Source organism: Pseudodesulfovibrio karagichevae (assembly GCF_041414475.1).
GTDB classification, from domain to species: Bacteria; Desulfobacterota; Desulfovibrionia; order Desulfovibrionales; family Desulfovibrionaceae; genus Pseudodesulfovibrio; species Pseudodesulfovibrio karagichevae.
This window is the reverse complement of record NZ_JBGLYH010000009.1, coordinates 17,231-33,896: the sequence shown is the minus strand read 5'-3', so window position 1 is coordinate 33,896 and position 16,666 is coordinate 17,231. Positions and strand designations below refer to the sequence as shown.

Genomic DNA, 16,666 nt, shown 5'->3' with positions numbered 1-16,666 from the left:
TTTCCGGGGCGGCCCTGTTTCAGCCTTGATGCCTAGCGAGGTGACGTTACGTGGCCAGGCTGTGTGCCGGTTTTAGGCCTCGGCAGCGGCTTCTTCGCCGGTGCAGGTGCAGCCGTCCTCGGTGGAGCAGCCGCAGGCCAGCTTCTGGGAGTGGCCCACTTCGGCCTTGACGGAGGTGGCGATCTTGAAGAGCACGGTCACCACCAGAGCGCCCACGGAGTAGACCATCAGGGAGACCATGAGTTCCTTCACGGTCGGCCAGTACGGCGTGATGGTCTCGAACGGGGTCGGGTTGAACCCGCCGATGAGCAGGCCGAGGCCCTTGTCGATCCAGGTCGCGATGATCAGGATGGCCAGGGTCCAGGGCAGCAGCTTGAGATTGTTGCGGAAGCGCGGGGTCACCAGCAGGGTGATGGAGATCGCCGCGAACGCGATGAAGGTCCACATCAGGGTCACCAGACCGGTGCTGGCGTGCTCGAACAGGTACAGAATCGGGTGCATGTGGCCCGGCATGTTCGAGTAGAACGAGGTGAAGATCTCCAGGGCAAAGAAGAACATGTTCACGCACATGGCGTAAGCGATGATCTTGACCAGGGTCTTCACGGCGTTCTTGGCCATCTTGAAGCTGGTGAACTTCTCGGTCAGCATCATGACGAGCAGCAGGATCGCCGGACCGGAGCAGAACGCGGAGGCCAGGAAGCGGGCGGCCAGGATGGCGGTCAGCCAGTAGTGGCGGCCGGGCAGGCCCTGGTACAGGAACGCGGTCACGGTGTGGATGGAGAAGGCCCAGATGATGGACACGTAGATGAACGGCTTGAGCCACTGCGGGTGGGGCAGGTGCTGGCGGTCCGCCTGCAGGCAGGTCCAGCCCACGAGCAGGTTGAGGAACAGGTAGCCGTTGAGCACGATCATGTCCCAGAACAGGATGGAGTTCGGAGTGGGATGGAAGATCATGTTCAGCATGCGGGTGGGCTGCCCGATGTCCACGACGATGAACAGCAGGCACATGATGCACGCCGCGATGGCCATGAACTCACCGAAGATGACCATGTGCTTGTTGGTCTTGTAGGAGTGGAAGTAGTTGGGCAGCACGATCATGACGCCGGAGGCGGCCAGACCGACCAGGTAGGTGAACTGGGAGATGTAGAATCCCCAGGACACGTCGCGGCTCATGCCGGTAATCTTCAGGCCGTTCATCCACTGGTCGACCAGGGCCGTGGAGCCGATACCGATGAGAACCAGGAGGAACGCAATCCAGCCGTAGTATCTCTTGGAACCTTTCAGAGCTAATTCAAGCATTCCGATTCCTCCTAAATGATGTAGTAAACACTGGGCTCAGTGCCTGCCGAGGGTTTACGACGAATGGTGAACTTCTCGCGAAGCACCTTGCGGACTTCGGAATCCGGGTCCTTCAGGTCGCCGAAGTGCATGGCGCCCTCGGAGGCCTCCACGCAGGCGGGCAGTTTGCCCACGGCCAGGCGCTCGACGCAGAAGTTGCACTTCTCGACGACGCCGCGCATGCGGGTGGGGAACTCGGGGTTCAGCTTCTCCAGGTCCAGGCCCAGCCGGGGCTCGCCCCAGTTGAACGAGCGGGAGCCGTAGGGACAGCCGGCCATGCAGTAGCGGCAGCCGATGCAGCGGTGGTAGTCCATGGCCACGATGCCGTCCGGACGCTGGAAGGTCGCCTTGGTCGGGCAGACGCGCACGCACGGCGGGTTCTCGCAGTGGTTGCACAGCAGCGGGAAGACGCGCTCGTGGACCTCTTCGGCCAGGTGCGGGTTCTCCTGCTCCGGGAAGGTGTGGGCGTAGGTATCATGCCACAGCCACTTCACTTCCTTCTTGCCCTCGATGTGGGGCACGTTGTGGATGTGGTGGCAGACCCCGGCCAGCTTGTCGATGGCTTCGGCGGTGTGCAGCTTGGTGGTGTCGATGACCATGGCCCAATGCTTGGCATGGACGGCCGTGGCATTGACCTTGACCGGAGCGTGGCCCTCGGAGGCCAGGACCTTTTTGGGGGCCACGGCCAGCCCGGCGGCGGCGATACCGGCAAGCTTGATGAAGGTTCTTCTGCTGTTCTTCATTATTTCAAACCCTCCGGCTGAACATGGCAATCCCAGCAGTAGGGAGAGACACCCGCGTCGTTGTGACACTTGTCGCAGAAGTCGGCCTTGCTGGTGTGGCACTTCATGCAGGTGTTCTGCAGGGAGATGGTGAACTCTTTGCCCTTGTGGTTGATGTAGGTCCTCTTGCCGTCACGCAGGGCCCAGTCGCGCCACTCGTTCAGAAGCTGCATGTGGTTGGTGCGCATGTACTCGGTGGATTCGATGCACTCCTTCTCGTTCTTGGGCAGCTTGAGCTCGGGCTCCTTGTACTGCTTGGTCATGGTGCCGAGCGCAAAGGGAGCGGTCAGCATCGCGAAGAAGATGACCAGCCCGGCGACGATCGCAAATCCGTTGTACATTTTCATTTATGCATCCTCCTTGGTCGGGGGCGTCCAGTCGTCGTCTTCGTCCTCGAAACCGGGGAGGGGTTCCTGGCGCATGTCCATGGTCCGGACCTCGCCCTCTTCGAGGACCAGGGCGTTGGCGACCAGCTCATGGGTGCCGGCGATGGTCACGCCGGGGGCCCAGTAGTTCGCCAGCGGGATCAGGGTCGCCCGGTCGATGGCGCAGATGCAGGCCATCAGGTTCACGCCGTGCTGCTCCTGGACGTACCGGAGCGCGTTGCCCCGGGGCAGGCCGCCGCGCAGGCGGATTTCCATGATCTCGTCGGTGTTCAGGCCGGAACCGCCGGCGCAGCAGAAGGTCTGCTCGCGGATGGTCGCCGGGGGCATTTCGAAGAAGTTGTTGCACACGTGCTTGAGCACGTAGCGCGGTTCATCGAGAAGCCCCATGCCGCGCGCCGGGTTGCAGGAGTCGTGGAACGTGACCCGCAGATGGTCGTTGCGGCTGGGATCCAGCTTCAGCTTGTTGTGCTTGATGAGGTCGGCGGTGAACTCCGTGATGTGGAGCATCTTGGTCGCCGCGGCGTTGTTGAACACCGTGCCGGTGATGGGCGATTTCGGGGTGGTCATGCCGGACCACTGGGTGTCGCCGGTCATGGTGTCCATGTACTGGTGCACCACGCGCCACATGTGGCCGCACTCGCCGCCCAGAATCCATTTACAGCCCAGGCGCTCGGCCTCGGCGTACATCTTGGCGTTGAGCTTCTTCATGACCTCGTTGTTGGTGAACGAGCCGAAGTTGCCGCCCTCGGACGCGTACGTCGACAGGGTGTAGTCCAGGTCGAGGTAGTCGAACAGGAGCAGGTAGCCCATGAAGGTGTAGATGCCGGGGTCGGCGAAGACGTCGCCGGACGGGGTGATGAACAGGATCTCGTGGCCCTTCTCGTTCAGCGGGGCCTTGACCCGGCGGCCGGTGACCTCTTCGATGTCGTCGACCATGAAGTCGACGATGTCCTTGAAGGCGTGCGGCTGGATGCCGAGGTGGTTGCCGGTGATGTTGCAGTTGGAGACCGGCTCCATGATCCAGTTGGTGTTCAAGCCGACCAGGTGCATCAGCTCGCGGGCCATCATGGTCATTTCCGCGGTGTCGATGCCGTAGGGGCAGAACAGGGAACAGCGGCGACACTGGGTGCACTGGTAGAAGTAGATGAACCACTCCTTCAGGACGTTCTCTTCCATGACCCGGGAACCGGTGAACTTGGAGAGGATCTTGCCTGCCACGGTGAACTCGCCGCGGTAGACCGAGCGCATCAGCTCGGCACGGAGCACGGGCATGTTCTTGGGATCGCCGGAGCCGATGAAGTAGTGGCATTTGTCGGCGCAGGCGCCGCAGCGCACGCAGATGTCCATGAACAGCTGCAGGGAGCGGAACTTCTTGAGCCGCTCGCGGAAGCCGTTGACCACGGTCTCCTTCCAGTTGGCGGGCAGCTTCCAGTCCGCGTCGGAGGGCAGCCACTCGCGGGGCTCGCCCCACAGGCCGGGCAGCTTGGTCTCCATGTACGCGATCTTCTCGGGCTTGGCGGGGTAGCACCAGTGGCCCGGGGAGAAGTCCACCGGGGTTTCCATCCAGCCGGTGAGCGGCGGATTGTAATCTATGCTCTTGAAGAGCTCGTCTGCTTTGGGAATGTCGGACATATTCTTATCTCCTCGGATAAAGAAAGTATCAGCGGTCGGTGAACCCTAGGCCTCGTCTTTGGGCACCCCGTTCTCGGGGTTGTCCAGGGGCAGCCCCGCCTCGGCCATGGGCACGCCGAACTGCTTTTCGTAGTCCGCATAGGCATGGGCCTTGATGTTGGGGTCGTTCCAGGGGTTCACGTGGTGCTTTGCGCGCGAGTCGTTCGGCAGGTTGCGGGTCGGGGACAGGAAGACGCCCGGCATGTGCATGAGCTTGCTGAACGGGAAGTAGACCATGAGCGTGCTGACCAGGAAGACGTGGACGAAGAAGGAGACGGTGATGGACTCGGGGACGACGTAGTGGAACGTCACCAGGCCCATGGTCAACTCCTTGATCGCGATGACGTCGACCTTGGCGTAGTAGCGCATGTAGATGCCCGACAGGGCGATGGACAGGATCAGCAGCAGCGGGAAGTAGTCGGAGACGTAGCTGATGTAGTTGATCCGGGGATTGATCAGCCTGCGGCTCAGCAGCAGGAGCACGCCGGCCACCAGGCCGATGTCGCTCAGGTACATGACCGGAGCGCCGATCTGCAGGATGCCGTCCACGAACTCGAGCGCGCCCACCGGGAGGAACGGAATCGGTTCGAGGAAGAGGCGCAGGTGCCGCAGGGCGATGATGAAAAAGGAGTAGTGGAAGGTGATGGCGAAGAGCCACAGCCACTTGCTCGATTTGTAGGCGACGACCGGGTGGTCCTTGCCTTCATGCAGGGACACGGCGGTGTTCCTGAACAGGGAACGGAAGGCGAAGACCTCGAGGACCATGCGGAAAAAGGTCTGGGCGCCGGTCTGGGGACAGTCCAGCTTGTTCTGCTTGAACAGTACGGGATCGAAAGACTGGAACTGGCCGCCGGTTGTGGGGATGCGGAACGGCACGGCGCTCCGGCCCCAGGTGACGACTTTGTATACAAAGCCGGTAATGAAGATGATGAACGCCGTTGTCGGGATGCAGACACCGAAGAAAGTCCTCATGTGTGCCGCATCAACCCCGAACAACGGGATCAACACCAGGAGAAAGACGAACAGAAGTGAGTAAAGAGCATTCATCTACCGTCACCTCGCTTGAAGGTTGGACCGCCGGGGTTACCTGGTCGGCCTGCCACTTTCGGGACTCCTCCGGAGGGGGCCGGTGCAAAGATGTTTGAAGCTATGCATTGAAGACGGACCCCGGCCCTTGCGGCCGGAACCCCCACCCCTCGTCATACTTCGCCCGGCTTCACACCGTGCGCCACACCCGGCGCGTCCCTAATCGGCCGATTTATCGGCCGTAACGTCCGCAACTAATCCGGCTTTCCTGAGCAGACTGCTCTGGGCGCGCTTCACTTCCTCCACGCGGTACCGGAACACCTCTTCGCGACTCTTGCTGTAGATGTCGAAAGACATCATGGCCAGGTTGTCCACCTTGGCCTCGAACCGAAGCAGCTCTTCCAGGGTGCCGTCCTTCTTCATGGGCTGGAAAAACTCGTCGCGAAGGAGCTTTTTCAGCAGGAACACGAAGCTGATGGCCTGGGAGGGGGTGAAATCCTGCACCGCCCGGATGCGGATGAGCTTGTCCAGGCTACCGGCCATGCGCTCCGCATCCCGCCACTCGATCAAGTGATCGAACAGTTCCCCGGTGGCCTCGATGATGGCCGCCCCGACCGGGTTCTGAAATCGATCTTTCTGTCGGGTCCAGATTTTTTGGGTTTCCTTGGGATAGGTCCTGAGAACCAGCTCCGCCCATTTCTGCGACAGCTCGGCCTTTCGCTCGGCCAACAGAGATTCAAAAGTCATTAACAACCCGCAACAATCCGTGAAATGGCCCACTTGCGACCCCGGCCCCCGGGGCGCGGACGGACATTTCACGGACAGGCCTTTGATAAATTGTGAAAATCATCACGTAAAACTCAGAACCATATTCCAAACCCATGGGAAAACGTCAAGGTTTTTTCAAGGAAAAACCGGTCAATGAAAAGGGTTATCAGGGGTTGACGGTCCCCTCGGGAACCCTTGGGAAACGTGGCCCGCATCAGTCCCGCACCACCCTGTTGCGGCCCATGCGCTTGGCCCTGTAGAGGGCCTCGTCCGCCCGGTTCAGGACCTCTTCCACGGTCCTGTCCCCGGCGCGCACCTGGGTCACGCCCATGGACACCGTGAAGGTCACGGTGTCGTCCCCCACCGCCACGGCCAGCCCGGCCAGGGTCGAGCGCAGCCGCTCGGCCACCTCGGCCCCCTCCTCGATGCCGGTCTGGGGCAGGATGGCCGCGAACTCCTCCCCGCCCAGGCGGCCGAAGACGTCCGGGGCGCGCAGCAGCTTCGAGACCGCCCGGGACAGGGCCTTGAGGACCTGGTCCCCGGCCGCGTGGCCGTAGGTGTCGTTGATGGACTTGAAATAGTCGATGTCGAGCATGATCACGGTCAGGGGCAGGTCGTAGCGCTTGGCCCGCTGCACCTCCACCCCGCCCAGGGTGAAGAACTGGTGGCGGTTGCTGGCCCCGGTCAGGGCGTCGGTGGTGGCCAGCAGCTTCATCTCCTGCTCCAGCTCGATGCGCTTGGTCACGTCGTGGATGACCGAGTAGAGGCGCTGAGCCCCCTGGACCATGATCGGCCCGGAGTAGACCTCCACGTCGCGTATCTCGCCGCTGGCCAGCCGGTGCCGGAGGATGAAATAGGTCCGCCCCTCGTCCATGGAGCGGCGCATCTCCGAGAACATCTCGTCCCGGTCCAGGGCGATGATCTGGCTCAGGTTCATGGTCCGCATGACCTCAAGCGGGTAGCCGTAGAAGTCGCCGGCCGCCGGGTTGGCGTCGATGATCCGCTCGGACTTGGGGTCGGTCAGGAGCATGATGGCGTGGTTGTTCTCGAAAAAGGCGCGGTACTGCTTCTCGCTTTCGCGCAGGACCTTCTCGGCCTCGATGCGCCGGGTGATGTCGCGGAAGGTTCCTTCCATGGCCACGGGCTCGTCCTGATTATTGAGGACCTGGTGGGCGTTGGCCTCGATGACGATGGGCGTCCCGTCCTTGCGCCGGGCGGTCATCTGGAGCCCCCGGATGGCCCCCCTGGCCTGGAGGGCCTCGCGGAAGGTCTGCCGCTCGCCCGCCACCTTGTACAGGTTGTCGATGTTCCGCCCCACCAGTTCGGATTCATCGTACTGGAGCAGGCGGCAGGTGGCCGGGTTGACCATGAGCACGGTTCCTTCCAGGTCCGTGACCATGTACCCCTCCTCGATGGTCTCGAAGATGCGCCGGAACTTCTCCTCGCTGCGCTTGAGTTCGGCCTCGGCGTGCTTGCGGTCCGAGATGTCGCGGATGACGTTGACCACGCCCAGCGTGGACCCGTCGTCGCCCTTGATCAGCGAGACCGACTGGTCGGCCGGGAAGATCTCGCCCTTGCGCCGCTTGAGCGGCAGCTCGAACATGGCCTGCTCCCCTGCCTCGAAGGCGGCCGTGGAACGGGCCAGGAAATCGTCGTAGTGCCCGGCGCTGACGTGCAGGTCGGCCACGGGCTTTCCCTGGAGGTCGGCCTGGGCCATCTGGAACATGGTCTCGGCGGCGGGGTTGGCGTCCAGGATGGACATCTGCGGGGTAAGGATGAGCACGGCCTCGCCCAGGGCCACGAAGGTGCTGCGCAGCCACAGCTCCTTTTCGGCCAGGGCCTCCTCGATGGCCCGCTGCTCGGTGATGTCCGTGCCCGACAGGAGCATGCCCACGGGCAGCCCGCCCTCGGTGGTCAGGACCTGGCCCTGCCACTGGACCATGCGCTTGAAGCCCTCGCGGGTGGTCACCTGGAAGGTGCGCTCGTCCTCTTCCTCCACCTGGCCGGACAGGACCAGGTACAGGCAGTCGCGGATCTCGTCCCGGTGGCTCGCGGGGACCATGACGTCCACCCAGTCCCTGTCCAGGAGCTCCTCCTGGGCGTAACCCAGCACGCGGCAGGCCGTCCGGTTGACCATGTCGACCTTGCCCGCGGCGTCCAGGGTGAAGACCATGGACCCGACCACGTCGAGGTAGTGGGCCACCCGGTTGCGCTCCCGGGCCAGCTCCCGTTCGCCCTCCACCCGGGCGGTGATGTCATCGAGGACCACGGCGTACCCGTCGTGGCGGTCGGAAAAATCGGCGGTCAGCGAGACCGCGACGTTGAAGTGGCGCTCGCCGTACCGCTGGGACACGGGCACGTCCAGACGGCAGGCGTCGCCCCCGGCCGCGCTCAATCCCTCGGCCTCCAGCGCGGCCTCCAGCCAGGGGGCCAGCTCGGCCAGCGGCACGGGCGCGTGGTCGCCCCGGCTCCACGCCTCCAGGTCGCGCGCGCCGGTCAGCTCCACGGCGGCCGGGTTCATGACCTCCACCTCGAAATCGGCGTTGAGCAGCAGGACCGGGGTGCGCAGGCTCAGAAACAGGGTGTGCAGCCTCGACGTCTTGGGGTCCGGGGGGCAATCGGCGTCCGCTTCCGGCCGGTCCGCGGGGCCCGGCTCCGCCGCCCCGGCCAGGACCTCCCCGCAGAACGCCGCCCAGAACTCCACGGGATCGTCGCCGTCCCGCATACGGGCGGCATACTCCCGGACGCGTTGCCGGAGTCGATCCTCGGGGATGGTGCGACGGTTCTTCAAGCGTTCTGTCCTCGGTAGGCGGTGCGGTTAGACGGCCATGGCCCGCATGCGCCGACACAGTCGGACGACGTACCGGATGCGGGCGGAAACCATACTTCTTCGCGTCGCCGTTGTCGAGCCGGGCGGCCCAATTTTACCATTTGTCACAAGAGCTGCACCCGGCAGTGCAACCGCCTGCACGATCGCCCGCACGCCCCGGAGGACACGTCCGGACTTCTGGGAGAAAAGAATCGGGAATGGAGGCCGGTTCGCTGGGCGCCCGATAAAAAAGGCCCGCTCGGTGGAGCGGGCCTTGCGAAATCGTATCTAGAACTCGTCGTCGTCCGGCGCCGGGGCGTCGGGCAGGTCCTCGGCCTCCACGGCCGGGACATCGTCCGGGCCTTCGGCGGCGGCTTCGGGCCGGGGCTTGCCCACGGGCGGCTCCATGTAGCGGGCGAAGACCAGGAAGCCGGTGTGGGCGACCATGCGGTCGTCCGGGCGCAGCCGGTCGGCCACGGGCTTCCAGCGGCGGACCAGGATCTCCAGGACCTCGAGATCGGCGAAGGGGCCGTCCTCCAGGCCGCGCAGCAGGTCGGACACCTGGTTGACCGTGGGCAGCAGGAAGCCGCACATGGCGCCGGGGATGACCGCGCTGGGGATGGAGTGGAGGTATTCCCACGGGGTGCGCACATCCAGGAACAGGGCGTCCGCGCCGGAGTGCAGGAAGCCGTCCTCGATGTTCTGGTTGACCTGCTCCACGCGGTGGGACAGGCCCACGCGCTCCAGGTTCTTGCCCGCGAGCTTGAAGAAGTCGGCGCGGCGCTCGTAGGTGATGACCTTGCCGGTGTCGCCCACGAACCAGGCCAGCGCCGTGGTCAGTCCGCCCGAGCCCGTGCCGGACTCGATGACCGTGGAGCCGGGGCCGATGCCCAGCTTCATCATCAGGTAGCCGATCTCCTTCGGGTACATGATCTGGGTCTGGCGCTTCACCCCCTTGATCAGGTCGTGCAGGGTCGGTTTGAGCACCAGGTACGCCTTGCCCAGGTGGGTCTGGACGTACTGGCCGAAGCCGGCCTCGGCGATGTCGTCCATGAGCAGCTTGCCGTCATGGGTGTGCACCTCGCCGCCGGCCTCGAGCTTGCGCAGGTAGCGCTTGCCCTTGTGGCTGATGAGCAGAATGAGTTGTCCCGGTTCAATCATGGTTAACAGGCCTCCTGAAAGAGATGGCCCTGAGTACGGCCCGCAAGGCCGGAAGTCAAGGAAAACGGGTTCACGCCCCGGGCAGGGTCACCCGGAGGGTGGTCCGGTTTTCGTCGTCGGAGACCGACAGCGCGATGTCCCCGCCCATGGCCCCGGCCGCCAGCCGGGCCGAATAGGTCCCCAGGCCGGTCCCGCCCGGCTTGCCCTCGGTGGAATACTTGTCGAAAAAGATCCCGCGCAGCCCCTCGGGCACGGCCCCCGTGTTGGCGATGGTCAGGACCACGGCGCCGTCCGCGTCCAGGGCCACCATGATCTCGCCGCCCTCGGGGGCGGCCTCCACCGCGTTGAGCAGCAGGTTGGCGACCATGGTCTCCAGCAGGAGCTCGTTGGCCGGGATGACCGGACCCCCCAGCCCCTGGTCCGGGCTCCCATCGACCAGGACCGACACGGACAGTCCCTTGCCCGCGATCTTGCCGTCCAGGTTCCCGAAGGTCTCCCGGATCACGCCCATGACGGGTACGGGCTCGGGCTCGTAGACGAAGGTCCCGGCCTCGATCTTGTAGAGGGCCAGGGACAGGCCGATCATCTGCAGGGCCTTTTCCGCCTGGTGTTCGATGAGGTGCAGCATCTCGCCGAGTTCACCGTTCCGGCTGCCCTCCTCCATGAGCAGGAGCCGGCACCCGTTGATCACGCCGATGATCGGGGCCTTGAGATCGTGGGCCACGATGCGGTTGACGTCCTCGCGCAGCTCCTCCAGCCTTTTCTGCTCGGAGATGTCCTGCAGGCTGACCACCAGGCTCGCGCGGCCGTCCACCTCGGTGGCGACCAGGTTTTTGAGCACCGGCAGCCGACTGCCGTCCTTGCGGGTCAGGTAGCTCTCGTCCGAGCAGACGTTGCCCTCCTCGACCCCGCCCCAGGGGCAGGACGGCGTGTCGCCGCACAGGGCCTCGCGGCAGGCCATGCCCAACAGCTCCTCTTGGGCGTAGCCGCTCATCTTCTGTGCCGCGGGGTTGGCCCCGGACAGGGTGTGCGTCGCGAGGTCCACCACGAAGATGCCCACGGGCAGGGATTCGAGGATGTTCTTGAAGCGCCGCTTGGACCGGGCCAGGGCCTTGGCGCGTTCCCTGCGCTCGGTCACGTCCAGGGCGAACGCGTAGAAATAATAGTTCCGCCCGTGGCGGTCGCGGGCCATGGACATGTCCAGGCGGACCCAGCGGATCTCCCCGTCCTTGCGCCGCATGCGCACGGTCAGTCCCTGGACGGCCTCCTCGGTGCGGGCCCGGCTGACGATGCGCTCCACGTCGGCCGGGTCGACCACGTGGGAAAAGGTGCTGCCCGCCAGGGCCTGGGCCTGGGCCATCTCCTCGGGGGAGTCGTAGCCGAGCATGCGGGCGTAGGCCCGGTTGCGCTCCACGAACCGCCCGCCCACGAAGCCGTGGGTGATGCCCACCGGGCTGTTCTCGAACAGGATGCGGCGCCGTTCGTCCGAGATGCGCCCCTCGGCCTCGGCCTTGCAGCGCCGGTCCACCTCGGCCTCGAGCTCGCGGGTCCGGGCCACGAAGTGCTCCTCCAGGTCGCTGCGGGCGCGGTCCAGCGCCTCCTGGACCTCGTCCATGGTGCGGATGGACGGCAGCCAGAACCACAGCCCGACCAGGAGCAGGACCGACCCGGCCAGCTGGCCCACGACCTTGGCCAGGTAGAAGTTCACGTGGACGTCGGCGATCAGGCCCCAGCCCGGGATGTTGAGCCTGTCCGTGATCTCCATGAAGATGCCGAACAGGATGAGCAGGAAGCCCATCTTGATGAGCAGGAGGCCGCGGCGGCCGTAGGACACGGACCGGTCGGCGTGGATGAAGAGCCCCAGCGCCACGGCGAGGACGAGAAATCTCAGGATTTCGAGAGTGACTTCCAGCACGGACGGTTCCTCCAAAAAAGACGGGACTCGACGCCACCCTATATCAGGCCGGACTTCCGTCCCATTATTAATTCCCGATCTCCCGAAACTGCCCGGCGAACTTGACAGAACCTCGCTGGTACTTAATAAGCTGGCAAGAGTTAAGGACTCCTTTCAAGGAACGCGACGCGACATGGCATACAAATACGTCTTCGGCCCGGTCATGAGCGGGCGGCTGGGCCGCTCGCTGGGACTCGACCTGCTCGGCGACCGCATCTGTTCCATGGACTGCGTGTACTGCGAGGTGGGAGCCACCAGGGACCGGACCTGCGAACGCAGGGTGTACGTCCCGGCGGCCGACATCCTCAAGGAGCTTTCCCTGTGGAAGGAAGAAGGGCTGGAGCCGCCGGACATGATCACCCTCGGGGGTCTCGGCGAGCCGTGCCTGAACTCGGAGATGGAAAACGTCATCCTCGGGGCGAAGCGGATTTTTCCCGGTACGCCCGTGGCCGTGCTGACCAACGCCAGCCTGATGACCGACCCCGAGGTGCGCCGCGAGCTGTGCGCCGCCGACGTGGTCCTGCCCAGTCTCGACGCCCTGGTCGAAGAGGAGTTCGCCAGGGTGAACCGGCCCGACGAGGCCGTGCGGCCCGAGGCCGTGGCCGAAGGGCTCCTTGCGTTCAGAAAAGAATTCAAGGGAAAGATATTTTTGGAAATTTTGCTTGCCGAAGGAATTAATGATTCCGACGAGAACCTCGGCAGGCTGAAGGATTTTTGCCAGCGGCTTGCCCCCGACCGGGTGGACGTGGTCACACTGACCCGTCCCGGAACGGTCAAGGGGGTCCGCCCCGTGGACGGGGCGGTTCTAAGCCGTTGGCGCCTGGCGCTCGGAGGCGGGGAGACCCGCACCGGCGAGCGGCGGGGCAAAGACGGCAAGGAGATGAGTCTGGAGCGGATGACCGCTGCCGTGACCGCCTCCCTGAGCCGCAGGCCCCAGACCGCGGATCAGCTGGCCCAGGCCCTGGGAGCGGACCCCGACAAGGTCCGCCAGGCCGTGGAAGCCCTGGAAAAGATGGGCGACGTCACCCGCCGGGATGACCGGGGGAAGACCTTTTACCACGGAACGGGCCATGTCCTCGAAGAATGAAGGGCGCGCCGGGATCAGACACACACATTTCTCGTCACGAGGTTTCCATGACCAAGAACAAACGGCAGAAGATGTTCATCTCCGTGCTGCCGGGAGAACAGGTAGAGGTCGTCATAGCCGAAGAGGGCAAGGTCAACGAATACTACGTTGAGATGGTCCATCAGGCCAAGACCAAGGGCAACATCTACAAGGGCTACATCCACAACATCGACAACGGGCTGCAGGCCGCGTTCATCAACTACGGGGCCGAGCGCAACGGCTTTCTGCAGATCGACGAGGTCCACCCCGAATATTACGTCAACGACGTGCCCACCAAGAAGGGCCAGCGCTTCCCGCTGATGCAGAAGGTGCTCAAGCCCGGCCAGGAAGTCCTGGTCCAGGTGGTCAAGGAGCCCACCGGCAAGAAGGGGGCCTTTTTGACCTCCTATCTCTCCCTGCCCGGCCGCAGCTTCGTCTACACCGTGGGCCGCAACCAGATCGGGGTCTCCCGCAAGATCGAGAACGAGAAGGAGCGCTCCCGGCTCAAGGCCGCCCTGGAGGGATTCGAGACCACCGAGGGCGTGGGCCTGATCGCCCGCACCGCCGCCGTGGGCCAGTCCAAGGCCGCGCTGGAGCGCGACTACAAGTACCTGAACCGGCTGTGGACCGACATCCGCTCCAACGCCCAGAAGGTCAAGGCCCCGGCCATCGTCTACAAGGAGCTCGGCCTGGCCGCCCGGGCCGTGCGCGACTACCTGACCCTGGACATCACCGAGATCTGGGTGGACGACAAGGAGACCTTTGACCAGGTCCACCAGTTCGTGAAGCTGGCCTTCCCGCGCAAGAACAACCTGGTCCGGCTGCACGAGGACAGCGATCTCTCCCTGCTGGAGCGGTTCAACCTGACCAAGCAGGTCCAGGAGATCTACTCCCGCGAGGCGTCCATGCCTTCGGGCGGACGGCTGGTCTTCGACGCCACCGAGGCCCTGACCGCCGTGGACATCAACTCCGGCAAGATCGGCGGCGAGAAGAATTTCCAGAAGATGGCGCTCAAGACCAACGTGGAGGCCGCCCGCGAGATCGCCCGCCAGCTGCGGCTGCGCGACATCGGCGGCCAGGTGGTCATCGACTTCATCGAGATGAAGAACCCCAAGGACTGCCGCGAGGTGGAGAAGGTCATGCGCGCGGAGATGAAGAACGACCGCGCCCGGACCGACGTCTCGCGCATCTCGTCCTTCGGCCTGATGGAACTGGTCCGCCAGCGGCTGGGCTCCTCGGCCATCGCCATCTCCACCGAGCCCTGCCCCTGCTGCAAGGGCACCGGCATCCGCCGCAACATGGAATGGCAGGCCCTCCAGGCCCTCAAGGAAATCCACCGCGACCTGCGCAAGCCCGGCGGCGAGGAGGTCGAGTTCGACTGCGAGGAGGAACTGGCCATCTACCTGCTGAACAACAAACGCGGCATCCTGGCCGATCTGGAACAGCGCTACAACAAGTCCATCCACATCGACATCGAGTACGAATACGACGAGTAGCCGTCCCCGGACACGAAACAAGAAAAGCCCCCGTCCCGATTTATCGGGACGGGGGCTTTGTTTTCAGGGCGCCGCCCTTCTCCCCGATGGGGTCGGGGGCGGTCCATCGGCCGGTCCTGACGTCGTAGTCGCGCCAGCCGAAACGATTGAGCCCAGGTCCCGGTCGTGCAGGGACGGCTACTTGCCGACCTCGTACAATTTGAAATTCGCCATGTAGGCATAACTGCAAATAACTATGTAAACTACGTGGACAAGAAAAAACATTGTCCAGTAGAACAGTTCAAAATGTGGGTACTGGATAAATGTTACTGTATTGTACAACGACCAGAAGAACGTCACTACAGGGACAATCACCAGGACACTTTCATTTAATATTGTCAATACATAAAATAAGCAAAGAATATACAAATAATATATGAAATGTACGTTCATTAAGGTAACTGTTTTTTGCGAAAATATTGCGGCAGACATCAATGCCGCAGATATGAAGAGAAATAATGAATATATAAAATAATATTTCTTATAGTGTAATTCATTACAATAAATACGTGAAGACAATATGAAGAGCAGACTCACCAACGGTGGTATGAGCAACAATGCCATTGAACTATAGTGGCCGTCATAGTCGAACGAGTGGTTTGCCAAAACACACAGCATAACCACCAGTGCAATTTTTACCATTTTAAATACCACGGGAAAATCCTCCCTGGAAGTTGAGGCCCCGAAAAGAGGGCCTCAACCGATCCGTGCTCACTTTCTTGTCTTGTTCCATTCGCCCACGGCCTGAATCGGGGTCACGATCCGATCCGGGAAATCGGCAAACGCCCTGTAGTCGGCAAGCTTTCTTTTCATTGTCCCTTTGATGAGTTCCTGAGCCTTCTTTTGTTTTTCCGTTCCGACCTTGTAAACGTCGGGAACGACCCAGTCCAAGAGACCATTCCAGAAGCCGTCGGCCTTCCCCGAGCCGCTGTCGGCCCCTGTCGCCCCGGCACCCGAATGCGCTGCCGTCGCGTCCAACCCCAGCGGATCAACCCCGTTCACCGGATCGTCCAGACAATACCCGTACCAGTCCGGGTCGCCGCCCTTGTCGCCGATAGGGTCCGGGGCGGTCCATCGGCCGGTTCTGACGTCGTAGTCCCGCCAGCCGAAGCGGACAAAGCCCAAGTCCCGATCGTGCAGGCCGCCCGCGAAGCCGAAGGGCACCCGCAGGTCCGGGTTGGTGTCCTCGATGATCCCGCCGAACGGGTCGTACAGGACCTCCTTTATCACGTTGTCGTCCATATCGGCAACCACGCGCAGGGAGCCGACCTGATCGTAGAACAGCCCGGCCACCTCGCCGTCGTCGCGGCGCATGGCGAAGGGCGTGCGCTCGCCGTCCCGGTAGGCAAACTCATAGGCATGCCGCCCGTCATGGAAGGCGGCCTAGCGCACGAAGTCGAGCCACTGGTAGGCCTCGACGAGCTGGCCGTTCAGGTATTTGGCAATCCGCTGTCCGTCCTCGTCGTGAGCAAAGGTGAAGACCTTGTCCCGGTCCTCCTCCTCGGCCTTGAGCAGCCGATAGTCCGGGCTGTACTCGTACAGGGTGTACACGCCCTTGTCCGACCAGATGGACCGGAACCCGCGCTCATCATGCGAATACTGCCCACCCCCCGCACGCATCAGCCGGTTGTCCGGGGTATACAGGTAGTCGCGGTAGTTGGCCCCAGCGGTAGCGGGCAGATAATCCCGTATCCGGCGGCCCTCGCGATCGTACCAGCACTGGCAGATCAGCCGCCCGTCCAGCTTCGCCTCGGTCAGGCGTCCGCCGTCGTCATAGGCATAGGTCCAGGTGGACTTGCGCCCCCTGACCGTCTCGGTTTTCTCCACAATGCGCCCGTCCTGGCCGCGCCTCAACTCAAGGGTGTAAGGTAAGCTCATCATGCCTCCTCGGGTTTCGTTCCCGAGGATCATCCCCCGGGAATCCAAACCAGCATACCCCCGGTTTTCGCCAACACCCTGTTTTGTCGAAGAATGACGCCCAAAAGCACCCGATAAGCATAAAAAAGCAACTTGACAGGGGGAAGGAATACCTCCGGGCCTCCAGCCGTTGGCGAGTCTTCGAGCCCTACGGATGAGGACAGCAGCGATCGGTCAGAGGGGAAACTTTCGAGAAAGTTTCCCCTCTGGACTC

The 16,666-nt window shown here is 63.2% G+C and carries 11 protein-coding genes and 1 pseudogene; 2 read left to right on the top strand and 10 right to left on the bottom strand.

The genetic code is table 11. The annotated features are described in order from the left end of the window. Positions 1-72 precede the first annotated feature (72 nt). The 9 genes from dsrP to AB6M95_RS05025 all read right to left on the bottom strand — a co-directional run bounded on the left by dsrP (position 73) and on the right by AB6M95_RS05025 (position 11,856). Positions 73-1,299 (bottom strand): sulfate reduction electron transfer complex DsrMKJOP subunit DsrP, encoded by a 1,227-nt coding sequence (gene dsrP / locus AB6M95_RS05065; protein WP_371385652.1) that lies wholly within the window; start codon positions 1,297-1,299, stop codon positions 73-75. 11 nt (positions 1,300-1,310) lie between these two features. After that, positions 1,311-2,081: a sulfate reduction electron transfer complex DsrMKJOP subunit DsrO gene (gene dsrO / locus AB6M95_RS05060; RefSeq protein ID WP_371385651.1), complete on the bottom strand. Its 771-nt coding sequence runs from the start codon at positions 2,079-2,081 to the stop codon at positions 1,311-1,313. Beyond that, the gene (dsrJ, locus tag AB6M95_RS05055; RefSeq protein WP_371385707.1) at positions 2,081-2,461 is read right to left on the bottom strand and encodes a sulfate reduction electron transfer complex DsrMKJOP subunit DsrJ; all 381 of its coding nucleotides are present in this window, start codon (positions 2,459-2,461) and stop codon (positions 2,081-2,083) included. The genes dsrO and dsrJ overlap by 1 nt, the downstream gene beginning before the upstream one ends. A 6-nt stretch (positions 2,462-2,467) precedes the next feature. Next, the gene (gene dsrK / locus AB6M95_RS05050; RefSeq protein WP_371385650.1) at positions 2,468-4,138 is read right to left on the bottom strand and encodes a sulfate reduction electron transfer complex DsrMKJOP subunit DsrK; all 1,671 of its coding nucleotides are present in this window, start codon (positions 4,136-4,138) and stop codon (positions 2,468-2,470) included. Positions 4,139-4,183: 45 nt separating this feature from the next. Continuing rightward, positions 4,184-5,224 carry a sulfate reduction electron transfer complex DsrMKJOP subunit DsrM gene (dsrM, locus tag AB6M95_RS05045; RefSeq protein WP_371385649.1) on the bottom strand — a complete coding sequence of 347 codons (1,041 nt, stop codon included), beginning with the start codon at positions 5,222-5,224 and terminating at the stop codon, positions 4,184-4,186. Positions 5,225-5,422: 198 nt separating this feature from the next. Continuing rightward, positions 5,423-5,950, bottom strand: a complete 528-nt coding sequence (locus AB6M95_RS05040; RefSeq protein ID WP_371385648.1) for an RsbRD N-terminal domain-containing protein — start codon at positions 5,948-5,950, stop codon at positions 5,423-5,425. Between the two features lie 235 nt (positions 5,951-6,185). Then, positions 6,186-8,762, bottom strand: coding sequence for a PAS domain S-box protein (locus AB6M95_RS05035; protein ID WP_371385647.1), 2,577 nt, complete (start codon positions 8,760-8,762; stop codon positions 6,186-6,188). Between the two features lie 306 nt (positions 8,763-9,068). Then, positions 9,069-9,941, bottom strand: a complete 873-nt coding sequence (locus AB6M95_RS05030; RefSeq protein WP_371385646.1) for a tRNA (adenine-N1)-methyltransferase — start codon at positions 9,939-9,941, stop codon at positions 9,069-9,071. A 70-nt stretch (positions 9,942-10,011) separates the two neighbouring features. After that, complete coding sequence (locus tag AB6M95_RS05025; protein ID WP_371385645.1) at positions 10,012-11,856, bottom strand: PAS domain S-box protein; 1,845 nt, start codon at positions 11,854-11,856, stop codon at positions 10,012-10,014. A 172-nt stretch (positions 11,857-12,028) separates the two neighbouring features. On the opposite strand from AB6M95_RS05025, the gene AB6M95_RS05020 reads away from it, so the two are divergent. Beyond that, positions 12,029-12,982 (top strand): radical SAM protein, encoded by a 954-nt coding sequence (locus tag AB6M95_RS05020; RefSeq protein ID WP_371385644.1) that lies wholly within the window; start codon positions 12,029-12,031, stop codon positions 12,980-12,982. 47 nt (positions 12,983-13,029) lie between these two features. After that, a complete protein-coding gene (locus AB6M95_RS05015; RefSeq protein WP_371385643.1) occupies positions 13,030-14,496 on the top strand; it encodes an Rne/Rng family ribonuclease in 1,467 nt (488 codons plus the stop codon). Positions 14,497-15,246: 750 nt separating this feature from the next. On the opposite strand, the pseudogene AB6M95_RS19735 reads toward AB6M95_RS05015, so the two are convergent. Beyond that, positions 15,247-16,413: pseudogene (locus AB6M95_RS19735) on the bottom strand (RHS repeat domain-containing protein). Between the last annotated feature and the right edge of the window lie 253 nt (positions 16,414-16,666).

Excerpts from the sequence above, each read along its gene's own strand:
- dsrP (WP_371385652.1), bottom strand. The coding sequence starts at position 1,299 with ATGCTTGAATTAGCTCTGAAAGGTTCCAAGAGATACTACGGCTGGATT.
- dsrO (WP_371385651.1), bottom strand. The coding sequence starts at position 2,081 with ATGAAGAACAGCAGAAGAACCTTCATCAAGCTTGCCGGTATCGCCGCC.
- dsrJ (WP_371385707.1), bottom strand. The coding sequence starts at position 2,461 with ATGTACAACGGATTTGCGATCGTCGCCGGGCTGGTCATCTTCTTCGCG.
- dsrK (WP_371385650.1), bottom strand. The coding sequence starts at position 4,138 with ATGTCCGACATTCCCAAAGCAGACGAGCTCTTCAAGAGCATAGATTAC.
- dsrM (WP_371385649.1), bottom strand. The coding sequence starts at position 5,224 with ATGAATGCTCTTTACTCACTTCTGTTCGTCTTTCTCCTGGTGTTGATC.
- AB6M95_RS05040 (WP_371385648.1), bottom strand. The coding sequence starts at position 5,950 with ATGACTTTTGAATCTCTGTTGGCCGAGCGAAAGGCCGAGCTGTCGCAG.
- AB6M95_RS05030 (WP_371385646.1), bottom strand. The coding sequence starts at position 9,941 with ATGATTGAACCGGGACAACTCATTCTGCTCATCAGCCACAAGGGCAAG.
- AB6M95_RS05020 (WP_371385644.1), top strand. The coding sequence starts at position 12,029 with ATGGCATACAAATACGTCTTCGGCCCGGTCATGAGCGGGCGGCTGGGC.
- AB6M95_RS05015 (WP_371385643.1), top strand. The coding sequence starts at position 13,030 with ATGACCAAGAACAAACGGCAGAAGATGTTCATCTCCGTGCTGCCGGGA.